This is a genomic window from Streptomyces sp. NPDC056161, from assembly GCF_042268025.1.
GTDB lineage: Bacteria > Actinomycetota > Actinomycetes > Streptomycetales > Streptomycetaceae > Streptomyces.
Genome location: NZ_JBHJUV010000068.1, coordinates 22,917 through 47,110, shown reverse-complemented (window position 1 = coordinate 47,110; position 24,194 = coordinate 22,917). Strand labels below are relative to the sequence as shown.

Below are 24,194 nucleotides of genomic sequence, written 5' to 3'. Positions count from 1 at the left end.
CGATCGAACACCACCGTCGCCGGAAGCCGCAGACCACACACCACACCCAGACGATTACGCAACTCCACCGACGTCAACGAATCGAACCCGAGGTCCTTGAACGTCGTGGCCGCGGCCACCGAGGCGCCGGCGGCGTGGCCGAGGACGGTCGACACCTCGGTCCGGACCAGGTCCAGCACTTCACGTTCCCGGTCGGCGGGTGACAGAGCCTTGACCCGCGCGGCCCATCCCGAGGCGCCGCCCGGTGATCCGGCCGATGCAGCGGCCGCCCGGCGCGGCACCGCGCGCACCAGACCTCGCCACACCGGACCGAGGCCGCCGGCGGCGGCGCGCGCGTTGAGGGCAGCGCGGCCCAGACGCAGAGGGAGCACGTGTGAGGTGTCGGCGCTCAGGCCGAGGGCGCGGTCGAACAGTGCGAGTCCGTCGTCGGCGGCCAGTGCCTCGATGCCGGTGCGGGCCAGGCGGGCCACGTCGGCGGTCCGCATGGCGCTGGTCATGCCGGCGCCGCCGGTGTCGGCCCACAGGCCCCAGCCGAGGGAGAGCGCCGGGTGGCTGAGGGCGCGGCGATGCGCCGCGAGAGCGTCGAGGTAGGCGTTGGCGGCCGCGTAGTTCCCCTGGCCGGCGTTGCCCGCGACGGCGGCGACGGAGGAGAACAGGATCAGCGGGGACCGGTCGGAGATGAGCTCGTGGAGGTGCCAGGCCGAGTCCGCCTTCGCGGTGAACACCCGGTCCAGGGCATCGGGGGTCGTGGTCTCGACGGTCGCGTCGTCGAGGATGCCGGCCGCGTGGACGACGGCCGCGAAGGAGCCGTGCCGACGGAAGAGCTCCGTGACAGCCGCCCGGTCACCGACATCGCAGGACTCGACGACCACACGCGCGCCCAGCACCGCCAGCTCCGCCACCAGGTCAGGCGCGACGCCGGAACGACTGACCAGCACCAGCTCGCGAACCCCGTGAACCGACACCAGATGCCGGGCCAGCAAGCGACCCAACACGCCGGTACCACCGGTGATCAGCACCGGACCGTCGCTGAGCGAAAGGGAGAATCCGGGCCCTGATTCAGGTTCGGGCGCCGGAGCCAGACGCGGTACCGACACCCGGCCGCCGACGACGGCGAGCTGCGGCTCAGCGTCCATGACCGGACGCACCAGGGCGACGGCCGTTTCGGCATCCGTAGCCTGATCGGTCTCGACGAGGACCAACCGGCCCGGGTTCTCCGTCTGGGCGCTGCGGACCAAGCCCCGCACCGCGGCCCCGGCCAGGTCCGAGGAACTGGTGACGACGACGAGCCTGGTGTCCGCGTACTGCGGATCGGCGAGATGGCTCTGGATCAGATCCAGGGCCCGGGCCGTCGCCGCACGGGCCGTGGCGGCGTCGATTGGCGCGTCGGCGGGGCGGAGGAAGTCGGCGACGATGACCGGCGCTTCCTCAGGGACCGGAGACGTTTCGACCGGGACCCAGGTGACGTGGTACAGCGCCCCACCGTCGCCAGCCGCGACACCAGCGCCGCTCCAGGCCCGAAGGGTCAGGGACTCGACGTCGGCGACCGGGCCGCCCTGTGCGTCGGCGACGGTCAGCCGGACGGAGTCGTCGGGGTTCGGCGAGATCCGAACGCGGAGTGCGCCCGCGCCGACTGCGTGCAGCCGCACACCGGACCAAGCGAACGGGATCTTCGGTGCGCCGGACGCGCCGTCGCGCCCATCGCGCCCGTCGGACACCACCGGATGCAGTGCCGCGTCCAGCAGCGCCGGATGCAGGCCGAATCTCGCCGCATCGGCGATCTGGTCCTCGGACAGCACCGTCTCCACGCACAGGTCGCCGCCCACTTTCCAGGCGGCCCGCGCCAACCGGAACTCCGGCCCGTACTCATACCCGGCCTCCGCCAGACGCGCGTAGGCGTGGGCGAGGTCGACGGGCACCGCGCCGGCCGGCGGCCAGACCCGCAGGTCGACCGACTGGCCCGAACTCGACTCGCCCGAAGCAGCGACAGTGGCGACGCCCGTGGCGTGGCAGGTCCAATCAGCGTCCTCATCCTCGGCCGGCCGCGCGTGGATCGCGAGATCCCGCCTTCCCGCCTCGTCGGCGCCGCCGAGCCGGACCTGGACCTCGACCGCGCCGTCGTCGGGAAGCAGGAGGGGGGCCTGCAGGGTCAGGTCGTCCAGCCGCGCGCAGCCGACCTCTTGCGCCGCGCGCAGGGCCAGTTCGACGAACGCGGTGCCGGGAAGCAGCACCCGGCCGAGGACGGCATGGTCGGCGAGCCAGGGGTGGGTGGCGATGGACAGCCGCGCCGTCAGCAGCAGGCCGTCGCCCTGCGCGAGCCAGACGCGCGCGCCGAGCAGCGGATGCCCGGCGCCGGGGAGGCCGAGACCGCCGGTGTCGGCGCTCTGCGTCGCGGTGCTCCAGTAGCGGGACCGCTGGAACGGGTAGGTCGGCAGATCGAGGTCCCGGCGCGGACCGCCGTCGACGGACGACTCCCAAGCCGGACGCACCCCGAGGGCCAGCGCTTCGGCGAACGACCGGCGCAGGCGCGGCAGGCCGCCTTGCCCGCGGCGCAGGGTGCCGACGGCCGCGGCGTCGGAGTCGGCCGCTTCGATGGTCTCCTGGAGGGCCGGCACGAGCACCGGGTGCGGGCTCGCTTCGAGGAACAAGGACTGCCCGGACTGGAGGAGCGTCCGCGTCGTGGCTTCGAACTCGACGGTGCCGCGGAGATTGGTGAACCAGTACTCGGCGTCCAAGACCGCGGTGTCGATCTGTTCAGCGGTGACCGTCGACCAGAACGGCACCGAACCAGACTGCGGAGAAACCTCGCGCAACGCCTCCAAGATCTGCCCGCGGATCTCATCGACATGCGCCGAATGCGACGCGTAGTCCACCGCGACCATCCGCACCCGATGCCCCGCAGCCTTCCACCGCGACTGCAACACCTCAAGCGCCGCCGCCGGACCGGACACCACCGAAGACGACACACCGTTCGCCGCCGCCAGACCCACTCCATCGGCATCACCACCGGCCTCGGCCAACAAGTCCCGGACCGCCGCGGCCGGCAACGCCACCGACATCATCCCGCCCCGGCCGGCGATCGCCCGAATCGCCTGCGACCGCAACGCCACCACCCGCGCACCATCACGCAACGACAAGCCACCCGCCACCGTCGCCGCCGCGATCTCACCCTGGGAATGACCCACCACGGCGGCAGGCTCCACACCCAGCGAACGCCACAGCGCCGCCAGCGACACCATCACCGCCCACAACACCGGCTGGACCACATCCACCCGCTCAAACTCCGCCCCATCAGAACGCACAACATCAATCAACGACCAGTCACAGAACTCCGACAACACCGCCGCGCACTCAGCCATCCGCGCAGCGAACACCCGCGACGACCCCAACAACTCACGACCCATACCGACCCACTGCGCACCCTGCCCCGGGAACACAAACACCGGACGCAGCGCGGGTCCGCTCCCGATCAGCACATCAGCGTTCGGCGATTCCTCGGCGAACGACCGCAGCGCGACCAGCGCGGTGTCCCGGTCGTCCGCGAGGACGACTGCCCGTTCGGAGAACGCGGCGCGAGTCGTGGCCAGGGCGTAGCCGACCTCGTCGGGCGTCATGTCCGGTGCGGCCGCCCAGCGGTCGGCCAGTGCTCGCGCGGCGTCCCGGAGCGCCGGGTCGTTCTTGGCGGACAGCACCAGGGGCACCGGGCCGACTACGGCCAGGTCCAGGCCCGGCTTCGCACCGGTTGGCGGCGCCGCCACAGCGGGCCCGGACACGGGCGCCTCCTCGACGAGGACGTGCGCGTTGGTGCCGCTGATCCCGAACGACGACACCCCGGCCCGCCGCGGACGACCCTCCACCCGCGGCCACTCCCGCGCCTCGGTCAACAGACTCACCGCACCCGACGACCAGTCGATATGCGGCGACGACTCCTCAGCGTGCAGGGTCCGCGGCAGCTCCGCATTGTGCAGCGCCATCACCATCTTGATGACCCCCGCCATGCCGGCGGCGGCCTGGGAGTGACCGATGTTCGACTTGATCGAGCCCAGATACAGCGGCCGGTCGGCGGCGCGGCCGCGGCCATAGACAGCCAGCAGCGCCTCGGCCTCGATCGGGTCGCCGAGCATGGTGCCGGTGCCGTGCGCCTCCACCGCGTCCACCTCGTGCGGCGCGAGCCCGGCCGAGGCCAGCGCCTGAGCGATCACCCGTTCCTGCGCCAAGCCGTTCGGCGCGGTCAGACCGTTGCTGGCGCCGTCGGAGTTGATCGCCGACCCGCGCAGCACGGCCAGGACGCGGTGGCCGCGGGCCTGGGCGTCCGACAGGCGCTCCAGCAGGACGACACCGCAGCCCTCGGCCCAGCCGGTGCCGTCCGCCCCGGCGCCGAACGCCTTGCAGCGACCGTCGGCGGACAGTCCGCCCTGACGGGAGAACTCGACGAAGATGCCGGGGCTGGACATCACCGCGACACCGCCGGCCAGCGCCATGCGGCACTCGCCGCGGCGCAGCGACTGGGCCGCGAGGTGCAGCGCCACCAAGGACGAGGAGCAGGCGGTGTCCACGGTGACCGCCGGGCCCTCGAACCCGAAGACGTAGGCGACCCGGCCGGAGGCGACGCTCGCGGTGCTGCCGGTGAGCAGGTAGCCCTCGCCGCCGTCGGCCGGTTCGTGCAGCCGGGGGCCGTAGTCCTGGGACATCGCCCCCACGAAGACGCCGACCTGGTCGCCGCGCAGCCGGGTCGGGTCCAGGCCGGCCCGTTCGAACGCCTCCCACGAGGTCTCCAGCAGCAGGCGCTGCTGCGGGTCCATCGCGGCGGCCTCGCGCGGGTTGACCGCGAAGAACGCCGGATCGAAGCGGTCGGCGTCGTAGAGGAAGCCGCCAGAGGCGGTGGCGCTGGCCCCCGGCCGCCCGGCGTCGCCGATCAGGGCCGGGAGATCCCAGCCCCGGTTCGTGGGAAAGCCGGAGATGACGTCGCGGCCCTCGGCGGTCAGGCGCCACAGATCCTCCGGGCTGCGAACACCGCCGGGGTAGCGGCAGCTCATGGCGACGACGGCGATCGGATCGGTGTCGGCGACCGCGGTTCCCACCAAGGCGGCGGACGCCGCGGCGGCTCCGGCCGGCGCGCCCCCGGACAGCTCGGCATGCAGATGCGCGGCCAGCCGGACCGGAGTGGGGTGGCTGAACAGGACCGGGGCCGGCAGTGTCAGGCCGGTGCCGCGGGCCAGGCCGGCACGCAGGTCGAGGGCGCCGAGGGAGTCCAGGCCCAGGTCCTTGAACGTGGCGGCCGGGTCGACGGCCGCGGCGTCGGCGTGGCCGAGGATGCCGGCCGCGACGGAGCGCACCAGGCCGAGAAGCTCGGCGGCGTCGGCGGACGCGGCGGGTCGATCAGAGTCCTGCGACGAGACGTCGTCGAAGCCGTCGGACTCATCGGCGGTGGCGCCGGCGTCGAAGGCTTCGAAGCCTGTGCTCGCCGGGGCGCTCGGGCTGCCGGTCTCGGCCAGCCAGAACCGGCGGCGCTGGAACGCGTAGGTCGGCAGGTCCGGGCGGCCGCCGGGGGCGTCGGCGAACGGGGCGTCCCAGTCCACGGCCGCGCCGTTGACCACTGCCTCGCCGAAGGAGAGGAGCAGCCGGTCGAGGCCACCCTCGCCGCGGCGCAGGGTGCCCGACACCGCGGGCGGCGCGCCCTCCGACTCCAAGGTCTGCGCGAGCGCCGCCGTCAGCACTGGGTGGGCGCTCATCTCGACGAACACGCCGAAGCCGTCGCGCACCAGGGCGCGGGTCGCGTCCTCGAAACGGACGACCGAGCGCAGGTTGCTCCACCAGTACTCGGCGTCCAGGCCGGTTGGGTCGAAACGGCCCGGCTGGACGGCGGAGTAGAAGGCCGCCTGTCCGGGCCGGCCGCGGACGCTGTCGAGCGCCGCGAGCACCCCGTCGCGCATCGGTTCCACGAGCGGGCTGTGCGAGGGGAAGGCCCGCACCTGCCGCACGCCGATGTCCTCGGCGGCCAGCACGGCGGTCAGCTCGGCGAGCGCCGCCGTCCGCCCGGCCAGGATGGTGGTGTCAGGGCCGTTGACCGCGGCCACGAAGATCTGGTCCGCCCACGGCTCGATCCGCCGGGCGGCCTCGGCGGCCGGGAGCAGCACCGAGGCCAGCCCGCCGACCGCCTCGACGCCGGAGGAAGCGACCAGCCGGGCCCGCTCGGACACGATCCGCGCGCCGTCCCGCAGGGAGAGCGCCCCGGCCACGGTCGCGGCCGCGATCTCGCCCTGGGAATGGCCTACGACGGCGGCCGGCACGACGCCGAGCGAGCGCCACACCTCGGCCAGCGAGACCATGACCGCCCACAGGAACGGCTGGACGACGTCGGCGGCGTCTGGGTCGAGCACCTCGGCGACGCCGCGCGCCATCTCCAGCAGGTCCCAGTCCACGAACTCGGATAGCGCGTCGCGGCACCGCTCCATGGCGGCGGCGAAGGCCGGGGAGGATTCCAGCAGCTCCCGAGCCATGCCGGGCCACTGCCAGCCTTGGCCGGGGAAGACGAAGACGGGGCCGGGGGCGGCGGAACCCGCGGTGGGCGCGGCGGCCCGGCCGACGGCCACCGGCGGCAGCGGGCTGCCGGAAATCACGGCGTCGAGGCCGGCCAGCGCGGAGGTGTGGTCGGCGGCGAGGACCACGGCGCGGTGCTCGAAGACGGTGCGGGTGGTGGCGAGGTCGCGGCCGAGGTCTCGGAGGTCGAGCGCGGGGTCGTCGGCGGGTGCGGAGTCGAGCGCGGTGAGGTGTGCGCGGAGCTTCGATGCCTGGGCACGGAGCGCTTGGCGGGTGCGTCCGGAGAGCAGGAGCGGAGTCGGCCCCGACCCGTCGGCCGGCTCAACGCGGTCCGGGGTGTCAGGGCCCGGATCCACGGCCTCCACGGACTCCGGGGCCTGCGCCACCAGCACGTGGCAGTTCGTCCCGCCCATGCCGAACGAAGACACCCCGGCCAGCAGCGGGCGGTCGGCGCGCGGCCACGGCCCGAGCGTCGTCGGCACCCGCAGTCCCAGTTCGTCCAGGGGGATCGCGGGGTTCGGGGTCTCGTGGTTGAGGGTCGGCGGAAGCTGTCGGCGGCCCAGGCTCAGGACCACTTTCAGCAGTCCGGCGATGCCCGACCCGCCTTCCAGGTGGCCGATGTTCGCCTTGACCGAGCCCAGTGCGAGCCGGTCGGCGGCGTCGCGGCCGGCCCCGAGCGCGGCGCCGAGCGCGGCGGCCTCGATCGGGTCGCCGACCGGGGTGCCGGTGCCGTGGGTCTCCACGAATTGGACACGGCGCGGGTCGGCGCCGGCGCGGCGGCAGGCGGTGCGGACGACGTCGGCCTGGGCCGCCGCGTCCGGGGTGGTCAGGCCCGCGCCGCCGCCGTCGTTGTTGACCGCGCTGCCGACGATCACGGCCAGGATCGGGTCGCCATCGGTGCGGGCCGCCGCCAGCGGCTTGAGGACGACCACGCCGCCGCCTTCGCCGCGCACGTAGCCGTCGGCGCGCGCGTCGAAGGGGAAGCAGCGCCCCTGCGGCGACAGCCCGCCGAACTGGACGCCGGCCACCGTGGGCTCGGAGGTGAGCGCCAGGCTCACCCCGCCAACGATCGCGGTGTCGCACTCGCCGCGCGCCAGGCTCTCGCAGGCCAGGTGGACGGCGACCAGCGAGGAGGACTGGCCGCTGTCCACGGTCAGGCTCGGCCCGCGCAGCCCCAGGAGGTAGGAGACGCGGTTGGCGATGATGCCGCGCTGGGACCCGGTGAAGGTGTGCCGCCCGACCGCGGCCCCGCCGCCGGTGAAGGAGAGCTGCGCGTAGTCGTCCGACATCGTGCCCACGAACACGCCGGTCCGCGTCCCGCGCACCGTCTCCGGCACGATCCGCGCCCGTTCCAGCGCCTCCCAGCTCAGCTCCAGCACCAGGCGCTGCCGCGGGTCCATCGCGGCGGCCTCGCGCGGGGAGATCCCGAAAAACGCGGCGTCGAACCGGTCCACCCGGTCCAGGAATCCGCCGCGCCGCACGGTGACCGCCGGGTCTGGCCAGCGCCCGGCCGGGGCCTCGCCGACGGCTTCGACGCCGTCGCGCAGCAGCTCCCAGAACCGCTCGGGTGTGTCGGCGCGCGGCATCCGGCAGGAGACTCCGATGACGGCGACCGGCTCAGCGGGCGGCGTGGTGCGCGACGCGGTGAGCGGGTCACCGGTCAGGTCGGCGGTCGGCGCAGCCAGGGACTCGGACGATTCAGTCACCGTGCCTCACTCTCTCGGCGGTTGCTCAACGTTCGGCGGGCCTGCGTGGAGGGTGCATGGGCGGGCCCGGAGGGGGTGCAGGCGGGCTTGTGGCGAGAGTCCGCGACGCGTCGAGCGCGCCGCGGATTCGGTTCGCGGCCTCAGGCCCGGACCGCGGCCGTCCCCCGCACCAGTCCCCCGAGCAGCCGCACGAACGCGTCCCGCCCGGAGTCCAGGAAGAAGAAGTGCCCGCCGGCCAGCCGGTGGGTCCGGCAGCCGGCGCGGGTGTGCCCGGTCCAGTCGGTGGCCTGGCCGACGTCGACCAGCGGGTCGTCGGCGCCGTGCAGCACGTCGATGGGGCACGGCAGCGGCTCGGAGTCGGCCGGCTCGCGACTCGCGCACAGGACGAGGTCGCCGCGGATCCGGTCCACCGCGGCGCGCACCCACTCCGGATAGCGCGCCATCTCCGGGGACAGCCCGCCGATCTGGAGCATCAGGGCTGTGAGATCGCCGTCGGAGTCGCGGGCGCGGTGGCCCAGCGCCACCGGGTGCCTGGGCGCCCGGCACGCGCCGACGATCAGCCGGGCCGGGCCGGCGCCGCCCCGGGCGTGGCGGCGCGCGAGCACGTCGTGGGCCACGAGCGCGCCCATGCTGTGCCCGTAGAACACGTCGTCCGGGCGCACGTGGGGGTCGAGCTGCTCGTCGAGTTCGGCCACCACCTCGGCCATCGTCGTCGGCAGCCGGTCGCGCAGCCGGCCCTCGCGGCCGGGCAGCTGGACCGCGACGACCTCGGCGACGCCGTCCAAGTCGCGCCGCAGCGATGTGAACGCCGACGCCGCGCCGCCCGCGTGGTGGAAGCAGAACAGGCGCGGGCCGCCGTCGGTCCGGGGCACCGAGGTCAGACAGGGCGCCGCCGCACGGCGCCGGCCGAGGGCTGTCACTGCGGGCTCCACCAGAGATCTCCGGATTCGGTCTCGGGGCCGGTCACCAGGCCACCGGCATCTCGTAGACGCCGTAGAAGTTCGTCTCCTTCTTGAAGCGCAGCTCCTCCATCGGCACCGCCAGCCGCAGCGTCGGCACCTGCTGGAACAACGTCGCGTACAGGACCTGAAGCTCCATGCGCGCCAGGTTCTGGCCGAGGCACTGATGCACGCCGAAGCCGAACGCCAGGTGGTGCTTGGCCTCGGGGCGCTCGACGTCCAGGCGCTCGGGGTCCGAGAACACCGCAGGGTCCCAGTCGGCGGCGGTGTTGGAGACGATCACGCCCTCGCCGGCCCGCATAGTGACCCCGCCCAGCTCCACGTCCTCGGTCAGGACCCGGCTCGTGGAGATCTCGGCGATACTGAAGTAGCGCAGCAGCTCGTCGGCCGCCCCGGGCGCGCCGGCGACGACCTTGGCCCGCTGCTCGTCGTCCTGGAGCAGGGCCAGCACACCGAGCGAGATCATGTTGGCGGTGGTCTCGAACCCGCCGGTCAGCAACAGGGTGGCCTCGCCGACCAGCAGGTCGTGGTCGTAGGCGTCGGCCTGCCGGTAGCGGGCGGCCAGCCGGCTGAGCAGGTCGTCGCCGGGGTCCTCGGTCTTGGCGGTGACCAGCGCCCCGATGTAGCCGCGCAGGCCCTTGAACGCCTCCATCTTCTCCTGCGGCGTGCTGTTGCGGGCGTCCAGCGTCGCGGCGCGCTGGTGGAACAGCTCCCGGTCCTGGTACGGCACGCCCAGCAGCTCACAGATCACCAGCGAGGGCACGGCCAGGGACAGGTGCGCCACCAGATCGGCCGGCGGGCCGGCCGCCAGCAGGCCCGCCACGCAGTCCTCGACGATCCGCTGCACCTGCGGCCGCAGCGCCGCCAGCCGGGCCGCGGTGAACTCGTTGATCAGCATCTTGCGGTGCTCGGTGTGCTCCGGCGGGTCCATCCAGGTCAGGAAGCCCTTGACAGCGGCTCCCATGCCCTGCGCGCCGGCGACCAGCGCCGGGTAGCCGGGATGCGCGCGGTTGACGCTGACCCGGGGGTCGGCCAGCAGCTTGCGGGCCAGGTCGTGCCGGGTCACCAACCACGCGGTGCGGCCGGTCGGCAGCGTGATCCGCGAGACCGGCTCCTTGTCCCGCAGTTCGGCGTACGCCTGCGGCGGGTGCATCGGACAGCCGCGGGTCATCGGGAACGACGGCGGCTGGGCCTGGGCGGGCTCGGCGTGGGCGATCTCCGTCATGGGCTGCTCCTCCTGACGATGGTGGCGTTGCGAGCGGCTGCGGACGCCGACGCCGGTAGTCGACCAGCGGGGGCTAAAGGCGAACTTGGGCGAGCCTTGCCGGGTCCGGCGGCCGGGCCGCCAAGTGTCGGCGTACACGTGAACGTCAACTCGTACGCCGACACCAAGCGCCGGACAAGGCGTGCTTTAGCGCCGACGCCGAGACTGTGACCCGCAAAACGACCCGGGCCGGGCTGCCAGAGCCCTCATCGGCCGGGGCCGACGTGGACCTGAAGATGCCACCGTGTGCGCAGCCGCACGCGGGAGGCGGGAAGGCGTAGCGATGTCCAGCACACCCGCCGGGGCGCCGACGACGGATGAGGCGCCGCCGGCGTTCCCGATGCCGAGGGCCTGTCCCTTCCATCCACCGACCCAGTACGCCGAATTACGGGAGAACGATCCGGTCTCCAAGGTGACCCTGCCGACCGGCCGCACCGCGTGGCTGGTGACCCGGCACGACCTGGCCCGCAAGCTGCTGGCCGACCCCCGGGTCAGCGTCGACCGGGCGCACCCGGCCTACCCGGGCGTGATTCCGCAGGGCGCGGCGTTCACCCAACGCCCGCCGGGCTTTCTGACCTGGATGGACCCGCCGGAGCACACCGAGCACCGCAAGATGCTGATGAACGAGTTCACGGTGCGGCGGCTGTCGGCGCTGCGGCCCCGGGTCCAGGAGTCGGTCGACGAGTGCGTCGACGCCATGGTGGCCGCCGGCTCGCCCGCCGACCTGTTGGAACATCTGGCGCTGGCGGTCCCGACCATGGTGATCACCGAACTGCTGGGCGTCCCCTACCAGGACCGCGGGCTGTTCCAGGAACGCACCACCCTGATCGTCAACCTGGCGAACAGCCCGGAGGCCCGGACCCAGGCGCTGCGTGAGATGGGCTCTTACATCGGAAAGCTGATCGCCGAGAAGACGGCCGACCCGGGCGACGACCTGATCAGCCGCCTGGTCAAGAAGTACCAGGACGCCGGCACTTACGACCTGGCGCACCTGACCGGCCTGGTCACCCTGTTGCTGACCGGCGGGTTCGAGACCACCGCCAACATGATCGCGCTGGGCGTCGTGGCGCTGCTGGAACACCCGCAGGAGCGGGCCCGGCTCGTCGCCGACCCCTCACTCGCGCCGCGCACCGCCGACGAGATGCTGCGGTTCTTCAGCGTCTCCGACTACGCGACCGGCCGGGTGCTGCTGGAGGACATGGAACTGGAGGGCGTCCAGATGCGCGCCGGGGACGGCGTGCTGGCCCCTAACGGCGCGGCGAACCGGGACGCCACCGTGTTCCAGGACCCGGACCGGCTGGACGTCGGCCGCGACGAGGCCAGGCACCACCTGGCGTTCGGCTACGGCATCCACCAGTGCATCGGGCAGAACCTCGCGCACCTGGAGCTCCAGGTCGCCTACACCCGGCTGTTCGAACGTCTGCCGAACCTGCGGCTCGCGGTCCCGTTCGACGAGCTCCGGTTCAAGAACGACACCAACTTCTACGGGGTCCACGAGGTCCCCGTGGCGTGGTGAGCCCGGCCGGGGCCGACGCGGCGGCAGCCCGCCGGACCCGCACCGGCCGCCGGAGCCTGTTGGCGGCCTCCGTCCTCGTCGCGCTCTGCGTCATCGGCAGCAGCCTGCTGTTCCTGAGCCACGGGAACGCGACCGCCGCGGCCGGCACGAACTGCACGGTCCGCGACGACCTGACCGAGGCCACCACCGACTACCACTACGTCGGCGGTGCGGACGGCATCCCGGTGCACGGCGTCGGCTCCAGCCTCACCTACTACGACAACATCTACGACGCGCACGGCGCGGTCGTCGGGCACACGGTGGGCTTCGTCAGCGCCATCTACAAGCGCCCCTCCGACGGCCATCTGATGACCCAGTACTACGAGTCGGTCGAACTCGGCGACGGCACGTTCAGCGCCAGCGGCATCGTCGACCGCTACGCGATGTTCGGCGGCGCCCAGGTGAACCTGTCGATCATCGGCACCTCCGGCTCCTACATCGGCCAGACCGGCACCCGGCAGTGGTGGTTCCCCCAGCCGATCCAGAACCCGCCGCCGCAGGAGACCAGGCTCAAGCTCCGGCTCACCCTGTGCCGCTGAGCCCGGCCCCGGCCGAGTCGGACCCGGACTCCGACTCGGACTCCGGCTCCCTCGGAGCGACACATCCCTGCCCCGGCGACACATCCCCGAAAGGACCCGACATGCAGGTCAAGGACCAACTGACCGCCGCCGCCGCCGAACTCGCGCGGCTGATCAAGGGCGTGGACGAGGCGCAGTTCCCGCTGCTCACGCCAGGCGCCGACCAGACCGTGCAGGGCCTGCTGAACCACATCGTGGCCTGGTCGCCGGTGGTTGAGGCGATCGGCGCCGGCATGCCGCTGGCCCCGGGCCGGCCGGACGAGAGCATCAGCTATCTGCCGGGCGACTGGCGCGGCCGGCTCCTGGCCTCGCTGGACCGGATCTCCGAGTCCTGGTACTCCGACGCGACGTGGGAGGGCCGCACCGAGCTCGGATTCGCCAACGTGCCGACCGTCGTCATCGGCGAGAAGACCATCATCGAGTACGTGGTGCACGGCTGGGACCTGGCCAAGGCGACCGGGCAGGAGCTGATCGTCGCCCCGGAGGTGGCGGCCACGACGCTGCGCGCCGTGCGGGCCACCGCCGAGGAGTCCCGGCGCGCCGGGATGTTCGGGCCCGACGTCGCGGTGCCGGAGTCCGCGGGGGCCCTGGCCCAGGCCCTCGGCGCCAGCGGCCGCAACCCGGGCTGGACCGCCGCGTGAGCCCGGTGGCGGGGCGGGCGAAGACACCCGGCCGCAGGCCGTCGAAGGCGCCGCGCCGGGCCGTGGCGGCGGCCGTCTTCGGCGCCTCGCTGCCGGTGTTCATGGTGTCGCTGAACAACCTGCTGGTGACCAACGCGCTCCCGGAGATCGAGAAGCAGCTGCTGATGTCGATCACCGGCCTGCAGTGGGTGATCAACGCCTACATCCTCGCCTTCGCCGGCCTGCTGCTGACCGGCTCGGCGCTCGGCGACCGCTTCGGCCGCCGCAAAGTGTTCCTGGCCGGGATCGCGCTGTTCGCGGTGGGCTCGGCGCTGTGCGGAATGGTCCGGTCCGGAGAGGTGCTGATCGCCGCCCGCACGCTCCAGGGCGCGGGGGCGGCGGCGATCCAGCCGCTGTCGCTGACCCTGGTGGTGGGCGCCGTTCCGGCGGCGAAGCGCAGCGTGGCGATCGGCCTGTGGGGCGGCGTCAACGGCCTCGGCGTGGCGCTGGGGCCGCTGGTCGGCGGCCTGATCACGGCGCACGCGCCGTGGCAGTGGATCTTCTGGGTGAACATCCCGGTGGCCGCGGCCGCGGTGCCGTTCGTCCTGCGCGGGGTCCGTGAGACCCACGGCGAGGACAGCGGGCTGGACCTGCCCGGCATGGTGATGGTGATCGGCGCGGTGACCCTGGCGGTGTGGGGCATCGTCCAGGTCGGCACGGCCGGCTGGTCCTCCCCGTCGGTCCTGGTCCCGCTGGCCGCCGCGGTCGTGCTGACGACCGCGTTCGTGTCCTGGGAGCGCCGGGCCCGCTCGCCCCTGCTGCCACTGCACTTCTACCGACAACGCGCGTTCGTGATGAGCAACCTGGTGTCGCTCGCCTTCTACTTCGGGGTGTTCGGCTCGATCTTCTTCCTGTCGCAGTACTTCCAGGACTCCCTCGGCTACTCGGCGCTGGGCGCGGGAGTACGGACCCTGCCGTGGTCGGCCATGCCGATGCTGGTGGCCCCGATCGCCGGGGCCTTCACTGACCGGGTGGGGGGCAACCGGCTGATGGCCGGCGGGCTGGCCCTGCAAGGGCTGGGCTTGGCCTGGGTGGCGGCCATCGCCCAGGTCGGACTGTCCTACACCCGGCTGGTCCCGGCGCTGGTCCTGGCCGGGGTGGGGATGGGCCTGGTGTTCGCGCCGACCATGGCCGTGGTACTGGGCTCGGTGCGGCCGCACGACTACAGCAAGGCCTCGGGGGCGAACAACACCGTCCGCGAGATCGGCGGCGCGCTCGGCGTCGCGGCGCTGTCGACGGTGTACCTGGCACACTTCACCGTGGTCCGAGCGTTCCCGTTCGACGCCGCCCGCGCGTTCGTCCACGGCATGGTGGCGGCGCTGTGGGTGGGGGTGGCGGTACTGCTCGCCGCCGCGGTGCTCAGCCTGTTCATCCCGGCTTCCCCCGCGCTCGCCGACGAGGACGGGGAATCCGGGATGAACGCGCTGGTCCCGGCCGAGTCGCCGGGCACTGAGGGGAGACTCGCCCCGGCGTCAGCCGACTGACGAGCGCGGCCGTCGACGGCCCGGTGCGACCGGAACCGGTCTCGCCGGGCCTCTTCCGTGTGAGACCGGCATGGGGCTCACCGGGCCGCTTCCGTGCGCAACCCGTCGCAGATCACGGCCATCACGCCGTCGGCCTCCTTCGGCCCGCCGCCCACGCCGTCGTTGGCGATGAACACGGCACGCAGCAGAACCTTGAGCAAGGTGATGTCAACGTCCATCCGCACCGTCCCGGTCTGCTGGGCCCGGCGCATCAGCACCTCGACGGCCGCCCACAGGTCCCGGTTGACGTCGGTGAGGCTGGCGGTGATGTCGACGCCTATCCCGGCCACCGCGTCGATGAGGTCGCGCTTGGCAGCGCTCTCCCGGTGCAGCCCGGAGATGAAGGCGAAGAAGGCCGCGCCCGGGTCGGGGGCGTCGGCCAGCGCCTCGGCGCGGTCCACCAGGCGCTGCGCGCGGTCCAGGATCACCGCGTCGAAGAGGGCTTCCTTGGTCGGGAAGTGCCGGTAGACGGTTCCGGCGCCGACCCCGGCCCGGCGGGCGATCTCGTCCAGGCCGACCTGGAGCCCCACGGAGGCGAATGCCTCCTGCGCGGCCTCCAGCACCCGGGCCCGGTTGCGGCGGGCGTCGGCGCGCATCGCCGGCGCGGCCGCGCGCTCGGCGGCCGGGATCTCAGCGGGTACGGATGTTTCAGCTGATGCCTCAATGGCCATGTACGGATCCCTCGGTGACGGCCGCGACCCCGACCGGCCCGACCGGATCCCCCCAGGTTAGTGCATGCCTTTCGGAGCGGCGACGCGCTCGGGCGCCGGGCCGGGCGGAACGGGCCCCGGCGGCCCCGCCGACGGGTTCGCCGACGGCGGCGGGACCGCCGGGGCGCAGGGCCGAGCCGCCGCTGGGTGGTCGGCTCGGCCCCGGTCAACTCCGCGCCTCGGACCCCGCCGGGGTCACGGGCGACGCGGGTTCCGGCCGCCGCCTACGCGGCAGTATCAGCGCCGGCGGCACGGCGATCACGGTGAGCGCGGTCATCCAGAGGAACGCGACGCCGAATCCGGAGGCGTGCGCCGCCGGGCCCCCGGGATGCCCGGCCAGCTCGTGCTGGAGGACCACCGCGGCCACCGCCACTCCGAACGAGCCGCCGACCTGGAGCAGGATCCGGGTGGTGCTGCTGGCATGCGGGATCCGGTCCTTGGACAGGCCCTGGTAGGCGGCCACCATCACGGCGATGTTCACCGCCGACAGCCCCGCCCCGCGCACCACCAGGCCAGCGATCTGCGGCACCTGGCCGCCGTGCACGCCGACCCAGCCGAACGGCAGGCTCCCGACCAGCGCGCACGCCAGCCCGGCGAGCACCACCGGACGCGCCCCGTAGCGGTCTGAGAGCTTGCCGACGGCCCTGCGCGCCGCCAGGCTGCCGATGCCCTGGGGAGCCAGCAGGAGTCCCGCGGTCAGCGCGGAGTATCCGCTGACCTGCTGGTAGAAGAGGGGCAGCAGGAACGCCACCCCGTACAGCGACAGCCCGGACAGGAACAACAGCACCGAGGAGGCCGCGAACGACGGGACCCGGAACAGCCGGACGTCGATCATCGCGGCGTCGCCGACCCGCGCCGCGTAGACCGCGAACCCGGCCAGGAGCAGGACACCGAGGGCCAGCGGCACCCAGGCCCCCTCCCGGACGCCGAACTGCGCGACCCGGGTCAGGGCGTAGAGCACGGCGACCACACCGGGGACGAACAGCACCAGGCCCGTGACGTCCAGCGGGCGGCGCTGCCGGTCCTGGTCGCGGTCCAGGCCGCGCCAGGCCAGGACGAAGGCGACCAGGCCGATCGGCACGTTGATGAGGAAGATCCAGCGCCAGCTCGCCGCCTGCAGGATCAGGCCGCCGGCCACTGGGCCCAGGATCGGGACCACCACGGCGGGCAGGCTGATTGCGGCCATCACCCGCCCCAGCCGCGCCGGACCGGCGGCGCGCACCAGCAGCGTCTGCTGCACCGGCAGCATCAGTCCGCCGCCGAGTCCCTGGACCACCCGGAACGCGATCAGGCTGCCGATGTTCCACGACACGCCGGCCAGCACCGAGCCGACCGTGAACAGCGCGACGCCCGCCAGCCACACCGACCGGCCGCCGAAGCGGCCGACGGCCCAGGCGCTCAGCGGGATGCTCACACCGAGGGCGAGCAGGAACCCGGTGCTCACCCACTGCACCATGGACACGCCGGTGTGCAGGTCCTTGGCCAGCCGCGCGGTGGCGACGTTGACGATGGTGGTATCCAACAGCACCGCCACCAGCCCGACCAGGAGGATCCCGATCAGGGCGCGGAGCTTCGGCTCCAGCGCTTCTTTCCCGGAACGGCCGGGCATGCCCGTCGCCCCCCTCTCCACGTCGATCGCGCGTCCCGCTCGGGAGTCAGCCTGCGATTTCCTTGCTGAGGGCCTCTAGCAGCCTGGGCAACATGCCCAGCGCGCGAAGGGCGTTGATCGGGTCGGTGTGGTCCTTGGAGTGGACGATCTTGCCGTCCCGGATCGTCATGATGTTGACGTAGGACAGGACGAAGCCCTCGCCGTCCGAGGCGCGCTTGCCGTGGACGGAGTACTCCACGATGGCCACCTCGGGGTCGGTGGTCTCATGGATCACGACGCCGTCGATCTTGTCGTAGGTGCGTGTCGCGGCGCCGCCGGAGAAGCGGGCTCGCAGCTCGGCGTTGGTCGTCTCGGTCCGCGACGGGAACCCGGGCGGGGCGAACGGCATCTCGATGACGACCGGGTCGCCGTACAGGTCGGCGAGGGTCTCGCCTGTGGGGTCGAGGGCGGCGGCCAGGAACCGCTCGACGACCTCGCGGGTACTCGGGGTTGACTCCGACAAGGGTTTTCTCCATTTCGTTTCGTTCAAGAGCCCGGTGACGGCCACTTTATTCGGAAAGACCGCCCCGCTTATGATGACGCCGACGATACGGGGCGCATTTTCCGGTTGTCAACGACGGCGGCGTGTCCTCAGCGCGCCGCCGGATTCGGACGGCCGGACGCCGACCGGATCCGGGTCGTCGTCCGCGTCGTCCCACCTCGCTCCATCGGGCGGAAAGAGGAACAGGTGCCTGTCAATCGGAGAACTTTTCTGCGCTACGGCGCGACCACCGCGGCAGCCGTGATCGCCGCCGGGACCGGAGCCGGGGTCCTCCTCGGCTCCCCGGCCCTGGCCGTCGGCTCCGTGCCGTGGCCGGAGCTGGCCGGCCGGCTCGCCGGCCCGCTCGTGCTGCCCACCGACGCCGACTTCGCCGCCGCCGAACGGGTCTACTTCAGTCACTACGACACCCCGGCCCCGTCGGCCGTCGCCTATTGCACCTCCGAAGCCGACGTCCATGCCTGCATCACCTTCGCCCAGCGGTACGACCTGCCGGCCGTGCCGCGCAGCGGCGGCCACAGCCATGCCGGCTTCTCCACCACCACCGGGCTGGTGATCGATCTGACGCGGCTGAACAGCGCCGCGCTGACCGGATCGGGCCCCGGCGGCAGTCCGCTGGTCGTGCTCGGTCCCGGCACCCGCCAGATCGACGCGCTGACCACCCTGGCGCCCCAGGGCTACGCGCTGGTCGGCGGCGGCTGCCCGACCGTCGCCGCCGGCGGCTTCGTCCAGGGCGGCGGCTACGGCCTGCTCACCCGCAGGAACGGCATGTCCTGCGACCGCCTCGTCTCGGCGCGGGTGGTGCTCGCCGACGGCCGGGTTGTCACCGCCTCGGCGCGGGAGAACCCGGACCTGTTCTGGGCGCTGCGCGGAGGCGGCGGCGGCAACTTCGGGGTAGTCACCCAGTACCGGGTCCGGCCGGTGGCCCTCACCCAGCTCGGGCAGTACGCGCTGACCTGGCCGTTCACCCAGGCGGCGGCGGTGTTGGCGGCCTGGCAGGACTGGGTCGTCGGCGCGCCGTGGGCGCTGGGCGGGGGCTTCACCCTGGCCGCCTCGCCGGCCGCGGGCGGCGTCCCGCAGCTGAGCGTGTCCGGCGGCTGGACCGGGTCGCTCGACGCGCTCGACGCAGTGCTGGACACGTTCGTGGCAGCCGTGGGGACCGCGCCGACGGTCCGCTCTGCGAACATCTACTCGTATCAGGACTCGATGATGAGCGTCTACGGCTGCGGGACGCTGACCGCCGAGCAGTGCCACCTGACCGGCACCACTGCGGAGGGCATGCTCCAGCGCGGCAACTTCCTGGCGGTGCGCAACCGGATGTTCGACGACCCGATGCCCGCGGCCGACACCGCGGCACTGGTCGCGGCGTTCGAGCAGCCGCTGCCGACCGGACACGTTCGCCTGGTCAGCGGCGCGGCGCTCGGCGGGGCCGCCAACCTGGTCGGGCGGACAGACACGGCGTACGCGCACCGGACGACGCGCTTCCAGCTGATCGCCGTGGACACCACGCCGGCCAGCGCCGATCCGGGGGCGGCCGACCAGGCGGCGGCCGCGGCGTGGACCGAACGAGTGTTCGCGGCGATCGACCCGGCCTCGAACGGCGAGTCGTACCAGAACATGCCGGACCCGGCGCTGGCCGACTGGCAGGCCGCCTACTACGCCGAGAACTACGGCCGGCTGACGGAGGTGAAGCAGGCGTACGACCCGTACGGCTTCTTCTCCTTCGCGCAGGCGGTCGGGCGCTGACCCGGCGGCCGCCTCGTCGGGGCCACCGGGTCGATTTCAGTCCTCGATTCCACCCTCGACTCAGCCCTCGATGATCCGCAGCGCCCGGGACGGGCACAGGGCGACGGCCTGGCGCAGCGCCGCCTCGTCACCCGCCCCGGGCGTTCGGAGGAGGAGGACGCCGCCGTCCTCAGCCTGGTCGAAGAGGGGTGTCGTCGGCCGTGACGCACTGGCCTGCGCCGATGCAGACCTCGGGGTCTGCTTCGAGCTTCATGCGGGGCCGCCTTTCGCGCGGTGAGCTGTGGGTTTCATCAGGGTGTTCATTCCGGCCGGGCCGACTCATGCGGTGTCAGCAGAGCATTGATCCTCAGCCAGCAGGACGCCGATGTGCGCCGCCACGGCGGCCAGCGTCGGCTCCTCCATCACCCGCTGTGGATCGAGCCGGACGCCGACGTCCGCACCGAGGGCGTTGCAGACCTCGAGCACGGTCAACGAGGTGAACCCCAGGTGCGGCAGCTCCGCCGCCAGGTCCAGCTCGGCCGGGTCCGCGGCCAGGACCAGGGCCGCGCGGGTGCGCACCAAGTCGGTGAGCATGCGACCGCGTTCGGCCGGCGACGCCGCCGCCAGCGCGGCGCGGAGATCGACGGCGGCCGGGACAGCCGACTCGCCGATCGCCGCGCTGCGGGCCCGCGCCTCGGGCAGCTCGGCGAGCAGCGCCGGCACCGGATCGGGCACCTCGGACCACGCGATGTCGGCGACCACCAGCGGGCCGCCCGGAGCGTGGGTGGGGATCCGCGCCAGGACCAGCGCCGGAGTCAGGGGATTGAGCCAAGGCGCGGCCCGGCCCCGATCCCAGATCAGCAGCGCGCCAGGTCGGCCGGCGGCACTGCGTGCGCGGACCAGGGCCTCGGCGGCGGCCAGGGCGCCGGAGGCGGAGGCGCCGGTGAGGGCTGCCGAGTCAGCGAGGATGAGGAAGGCTTCGACGTCCGGGGCGGCCTCGTCGATGGCGCGCAGATCGGCGACGGCCTGCTCGGAGGTTCGATCACCGAGCACGTAGACGACGGCGGTCGGTGCGGCGTCGCGGGCGTGTGACTCGGCGGTCGGCGCGGTGTCGCGGATCACGCGCGCTCCGGCTCGGGTGATCGCCGCCTCGATGTCGTCGGCGGCGGTGCCGTAGACCAGGACGTCACCGCTCGGCTGCCACAGCTCACCCGGGTCTCGGAACTCGGCGAGCCGGCGGATCAGGATCCCTGACTCGCGCACCGCCGAGACCCGCTCTTTCGGCCCGGCCAGCAGGAATCCCGCCAACTGCGCCGCCACGCCCGTGGCGACATCGCCGGCCGGCAGGTCGATCACGCCGCCTGCCACGTCCGCCGCTCCGAACGCGCCGAATGTCGCCGCCAGGCCGAGGTCAGGCTCCGGATCCTGCGCGTCCGCGCACACCGCGCCCTGTGTCAGGCCCCAGACCGGCACCCACGTCGGCCACTCGGCCAGGTTCGGGCGGGTATCCGGACGCAGCCCCCAGACCACCCCGGCCAGCGCGTCGGGCGCGAACTCCCCGGGCACTTCGTCGGCCGCCGCCGTCGTCACCGGAACTCCGCGTGCGGCCAACGCCGTCTCCACCGCCGTCGGCACGTCCACCAGCAGCCAGGTCCCCGGCCGTGCGGTCGCCGTCGCTCCCCCGCCGCCTGCCGGCGGAACCGCCCGCCATCCCATCCGATACCAAGCCCGCCGATGCCGCCGCCAAGATCCGAGCGTCGGCAACAGCCAGCCCAGCGCCTCGCGGTCCGCTCCGGCCACGCCGAGTTCGGCGGCCAGGCCGGCGGTGTCGCCGGATTCCACCGCCGCCCACAGCACTGCGTCTTCGGCCGGTTCGGCGGCCGGGGCGTCGATCCAGTGGCGGCGCCGGCGGAGCGGGTAGGGCGGGAGGTCGACGACTCGGCTGTCGGGAGCCAGGCCGACGGCCCAGTCGACCGAGCGCCCGGACGTGAACAAGCGCGCGGCGGCGGTCAGGACCGTCTGGTCCTCCGGGCGGTCGCGGCGCAGCGTGGGGATCACCGCGGCGGCCGTGCGCGCCAGGTTCTCGCCGATCATCGGGGTCAGGACGGCGTCCGGCCCCAACTCCAAGAACGTGGTCACCCCGTGCTCCCGCAAAGCCCCGACCCCGTCCCCGAACCGCACTGCCTCGCGCACATGCCGCACCCAGTACGCCGGATCCGTCAGCTCTCCCGGCGCTGCGATCCGCCCAGTCAGATTCGACACCACCGGCAGCCGCGGCTCGGCCCACCGAACCGCACGCACCACCGCCTCGAACTCCTCCAACATCGGCTCCATCAACGGCGAATGAAACGCATGACTCGTCCGCAACCGCCGCGTCTTACGACCCTGGGCCGCCAACCGGCCGACGATCTCCTCGACCGCGTCCTCGCGGCCGGACAGCACCACCGAGTACGGCCCGTTCACCGCGGCGATCCCGACCAGGCCCGGCTGGTCAGCCAGCAGCGGCCGCACCACATCCTCAGGGGCCTGCACCGCGACCATCACGCCACCGGACGGCAGCGCCTGCATCAACCGGCCCCGCGCCGCGACCACGCGCACCGCGTCCTCCAGCGACAACACACCAGCAGCCGCGACCGCTGCCAACTCCCCCACCGAGTGACCCCCGACCACGTCCGGCGACACCCCCCAGGACTCGAACAACCGGAACAGCCCCCAGCCGAGGGCGAACAGCCCCGGCTGGGCGAACTCCGTCCGGTCGGCAAGCTCCGGCCTGGAGTTCGGGCCCCACACCGCCTCCCCGACGTCGCACCCCGCCTTGGCGAACAGCGCCGTCACCTCGTCGACCGCCGCCGCGTACTCCCCGAACCGCCGCAGTCCGGAGCCCATGCCGGCCCGCTGGCTCCCCTGCCCCGAGAACAGCATCGCGAGCTTTCCGCGCGGCGAGTCCTCCCGCGGGCCGTCGATCAGTGCGGCGGCGGCGCCCTGGGCGGCCAGCGCTTCCAGGCCGGCGAGCGCCACGCCCCGGTCGGCAGCGACGACGACCGCGCGGTGGGTGAACCTGGACCGGGTCGCGGCCAAGGTGCGGGCGACGTCCCGGCTCCGGACACCGGGTTCGCGACGCAGGAATCCGGCCAGGTCCGCGGCCTGCCGGGCCAGCACCGGGTGCGAGCGGGCGGACAGGACCCAGGGGTGCGCGTTTTCGGGTTCTGATACGTCCCGCGCGTCACCGGATTCGCCCGCGAAGCTCGGGTCACCGGCCGCGGAGCCGCTCTCCGGGGCCTGTTCCACGATGACGTGCGCGTTGGTCCCGCTGATTCCGAACGAAGAGACACCGGCCCGCCGCACCCGTCCCGCGCCGCCCGGCCACGCCACGGCCTCGGTCAGCAGCGCGACGCCACCGGGACTCCAGTCGACGTGCGGCGACGGCGCGTCGACGTGCAGGCTGGCCGGGAGCAGCCCGTGCCGCATCGCCAGCACCATCTTGATCACCCCGGCGGCCCCGGCGGCGGCCTGGGTGTGCCCGATGTTCGACTTCACCGACCCCAGCCACAGCGGATCGCCGCCGCGCCGCGCCGCCCCGTACACCTCGAGCAGCGCCTGGGCCTCGATCGGGTCGCCGAGCGGCGTGCCGGTGCCATGCGCCTCCACCGCGTCCACCTGGTCCGCGCCGAGGCCCGCGGCGGCCAGGGCGGACCGGATGACCCGCTCCTGCGCCGGGCCGTTCGGCGCGGTCAGGCCGTTGGACGCGCCGTCCTGGTTGACCGCGCTGCCGGGCACCACGGCCAGGATCCGCCGCCCGTTCCGCCGCGCGTCGGACAGCCGCTCCAGCAGCAGCAGGGCAGCGCCCTCCGACCAGCCGGTGCCGTCGGCGGCGGCGGCGAACGGCTTGCAGCGGCCGTCCGGGGCCAGCCCGCGCTGCCGGGAGAACTCCACGAACACCCCCGGCGTAGCCATCACGGTAGCGCCGCCCGCCAATACCAGGTCGCACTCGCCGTTCCGCAGCGCCTCGGCACCCAGGTGGACGCCGACCAGGGAGGAGGAGCAGGCCGTGTCGAGCGTGACCGCCGGCCCCTCGAAGCCGAAGGTGTAGGCGATGCGGCCGGAGGCCACGCTGCCCGCGCTGCCGGTGCCGACGAAGCCCTCGTAGGCCGGCGGCACCGCGGACAGGCGGGTGGCGTAGTCCCCGTACATGATCCCGGCGTAGACGCCGGTCTTGCTGCCGCGCAGGGTCGCCGGATCGATCCCGGCGTCTTCCAGCGCCTCCCAGGCGACTTCCAGCAGCAGGCGCTGCTGCGGGTCGATGGATGCGGCCTCGCGCGGGCTGATACCGAAGAACTCCGCGTCGAAGTCGGCGGCGTCGTACAGGAAGCCGCCGCGCCGGGTCACCGACGTCCCGCTGTGGTCCGGGTCTGGATGGTAGAGGGCTTCGACGTCCCAGCCCCGGTCGTCCGGGAACTCGCTGGTGGCGTCGCGGCCCTCGGCGAGGAGGTCCCAGAAGTCCTCCGGGGTGCGGACGCCGCCGGGGAACCGGCAGGCCATGCCGACGATCGCGATCGGCTCGCGCGCGGCGCGGGTCAGGTCCTCGATCTGGCGGCGGAGGCGGTCGTTGTCCTTGACGGCGGTGCGGAGCGCCAGAACCACGCGATCCGCGGGATCGGGGGAAGCCGAGGCGATCGCGGACCCGGCGACTGCGGCAGCGGTCGTGGCAGTGGCGGTTCCGGTATGCGGCGTCATGGTCGGGGCGGCGGGCGCGGTCGGCCCGACCGGGCTGGCGGTCATCGTTGTCCTCGGCTCTCGCTCAGGGTTC

At 73.4% G+C, this 24,194-nt stretch carries 12 protein-coding genes; 5 read left to right on the top strand and 7 right to left on the bottom strand.

Annotated elements, in window-relative coordinates:
- The 3 genes from ACFC09_RS39705 to ACFC09_RS39695 all read right to left on the bottom strand — a co-directional run.
- Positions 1–8,246 (bottom strand): SDR family NAD(P)-dependent oxidoreductase (locus ACFC09_RS39705; protein ID WP_376536875.1); only part of this gene is annotated, 8,246 nt, incomplete at its 3' end.
- A gap of 140 nt (positions 8,247–8,386) precedes the next feature.
- Positions 8,387–9,166, bottom strand: a complete 780-nt coding sequence (locus tag ACFC09_RS39700) for a thioesterase II family protein (RefSeq protein WP_376536873.1) — start codon at positions 9,164–9,166, stop codon at positions 8,387–8,389.
- A gap of 43 nt (positions 9,167–9,209) precedes the next feature.
- A complete protein-coding gene (locus ACFC09_RS39695; RefSeq protein ID WP_376536871.1) occupies positions 9,210–10,430 on the bottom strand; it encodes a cytochrome P450 in 1,221 nt (406 codons plus the stop codon).
- Positions 10,431–10,752: 322 nt separating this feature from the next.
- Here ACFC09_RS39695 and ACFC09_RS39690 point away from each other — a divergent pair, with 322 nt between their 5' ends.
- The 4 genes from ACFC09_RS39690 to ACFC09_RS39675 all read left to right on the top strand — a co-directional run bounded on the left by ACFC09_RS39690 (position 10,753) and on the right by ACFC09_RS39675 (position 14,766).
- Complete coding sequence (locus ACFC09_RS39690; RefSeq protein WP_376536869.1) at positions 10,753–11,985, top strand: cytochrome P450; 1,233 nt, start codon at positions 10,753–10,755, stop codon at positions 11,983–11,985.
- Complete coding sequence (locus ACFC09_RS39685) at positions 11,982–12,563, top strand: hypothetical protein (protein WP_376536867.1); 582 nt, start codon at positions 11,982–11,984, stop codon at positions 12,561–12,563. Before ACFC09_RS39690 ends, ACFC09_RS39685 begins: the two co-directional genes overlap by 4 nt.
- A 101-nt stretch (positions 12,564–12,664) precedes the next feature.
- Positions 12,665–13,243 carry a TIGR03086 family metal-binding protein gene (locus ACFC09_RS39680; protein WP_376536865.1) on the top strand — a complete coding sequence of 193 codons (579 nt, stop codon included), beginning with the start codon at positions 12,665–12,667 and terminating at the stop codon, positions 13,241–13,243.
- Entirely contained in the window at positions 13,240–14,766 is a 1,527-nt protein-coding gene (locus tag ACFC09_RS39675; RefSeq protein ID WP_376536863.1) for an MFS transporter, read from the top strand. The genes ACFC09_RS39680 and ACFC09_RS39675 overlap by 4 nt, the downstream gene beginning before the upstream one ends.
- Before the next feature lie 77 nt (positions 14,767–14,843).
- Here ACFC09_RS39675 and ACFC09_RS39670 read toward each other — a convergent pair whose 3' ends face one another.
- The 3 genes from ACFC09_RS39670 to ACFC09_RS39660 form a co-directional block, all read right to left on the bottom strand.
- Complete coding sequence (locus ACFC09_RS39670; RefSeq protein WP_376536861.1) at positions 14,844–15,476, bottom strand: TetR/AcrR family transcriptional regulator; 633 nt, start codon at positions 15,474–15,476, stop codon at positions 14,844–14,846.
- Between the two features lie 205 nt (positions 15,477–15,681).
- Positions 15,682–17,124 carry an MDR family MFS transporter gene (locus ACFC09_RS39665; protein ID WP_376536859.1) on the bottom strand — a complete coding sequence of 481 codons (1,443 nt, stop codon included), beginning with the start codon at positions 17,122–17,124 and terminating at the stop codon, positions 15,682–15,684.
- 46 nt (positions 17,125–17,170) lie between these two features.
- Positions 17,171–17,626, bottom strand: a complete 456-nt coding sequence (locus ACFC09_RS39660; protein WP_376536857.1) for a nuclear transport factor 2 family protein — start codon at positions 17,624–17,626, stop codon at positions 17,171–17,173.
- Between the two features lie 225 nt (positions 17,627–17,851).
- Between ACFC09_RS39660 and ACFC09_RS39655 the strand changes: the two genes are divergently transcribed.
- A complete protein-coding gene (locus ACFC09_RS39655) occupies positions 17,852–19,408 on the top strand; it encodes an FAD-dependent oxidoreductase (protein WP_376536855.1) in 1,557 nt (518 codons plus the stop codon).
- Positions 19,409–19,726: 318 nt separating this feature from the next.
- On the opposite strand, the gene ACFC09_RS39650 is transcribed toward ACFC09_RS39655, so the two are convergent.
- Complete coding sequence (locus ACFC09_RS39650) at positions 19,727–24,166, bottom strand: type I polyketide synthase (protein ID WP_376536853.1); 4,440 nt, start codon at positions 24,164–24,166, stop codon at positions 19,727–19,729.
- Positions 24,167–24,194 lie beyond the last annotated feature (28 nt).

Bases quoted from the DNA above. Each gene is read 5' to 3' on its own strand.
- ACFC09_RS39695 (WP_376536871.1), bottom strand. From the start codon at position 10,430: ATGACGGAGATCGCCCACGCCGAGCCCGCCCAGGCCCAGCCGCCGTCG.
- ACFC09_RS39690 (WP_376536869.1), top strand. From the start codon at position 10,753: ATGTCCAGCACACCCGCCGGGGCGCCGACGACGGATGAGGCGCCGCCG.
- ACFC09_RS39680 (WP_376536865.1), top strand. From the start codon at position 12,665: ATGCAGGTCAAGGACCAACTGACCGCCGCCGCCGCCGAACTCGCGCGG.
- ACFC09_RS39670 (WP_376536861.1), bottom strand. From the start codon at position 15,476: ATGGCCATTGAGGCATCAGCTGAAACATCCGTACCCGCTGAGATCCCG.
- ACFC09_RS39665 (WP_376536859.1), bottom strand. From the start codon at position 17,124: ATGCCCGGCCGTTCCGGGAAAGAAGCGCTGGAGCCGAAGCTCCGCGCC.
- ACFC09_RS39650 (WP_376536853.1), bottom strand. From the start codon at position 24,166: ATGACCGCCAGCCCGGTCGGGCCGACCGCGCCCGCCGCCCCGACCATG.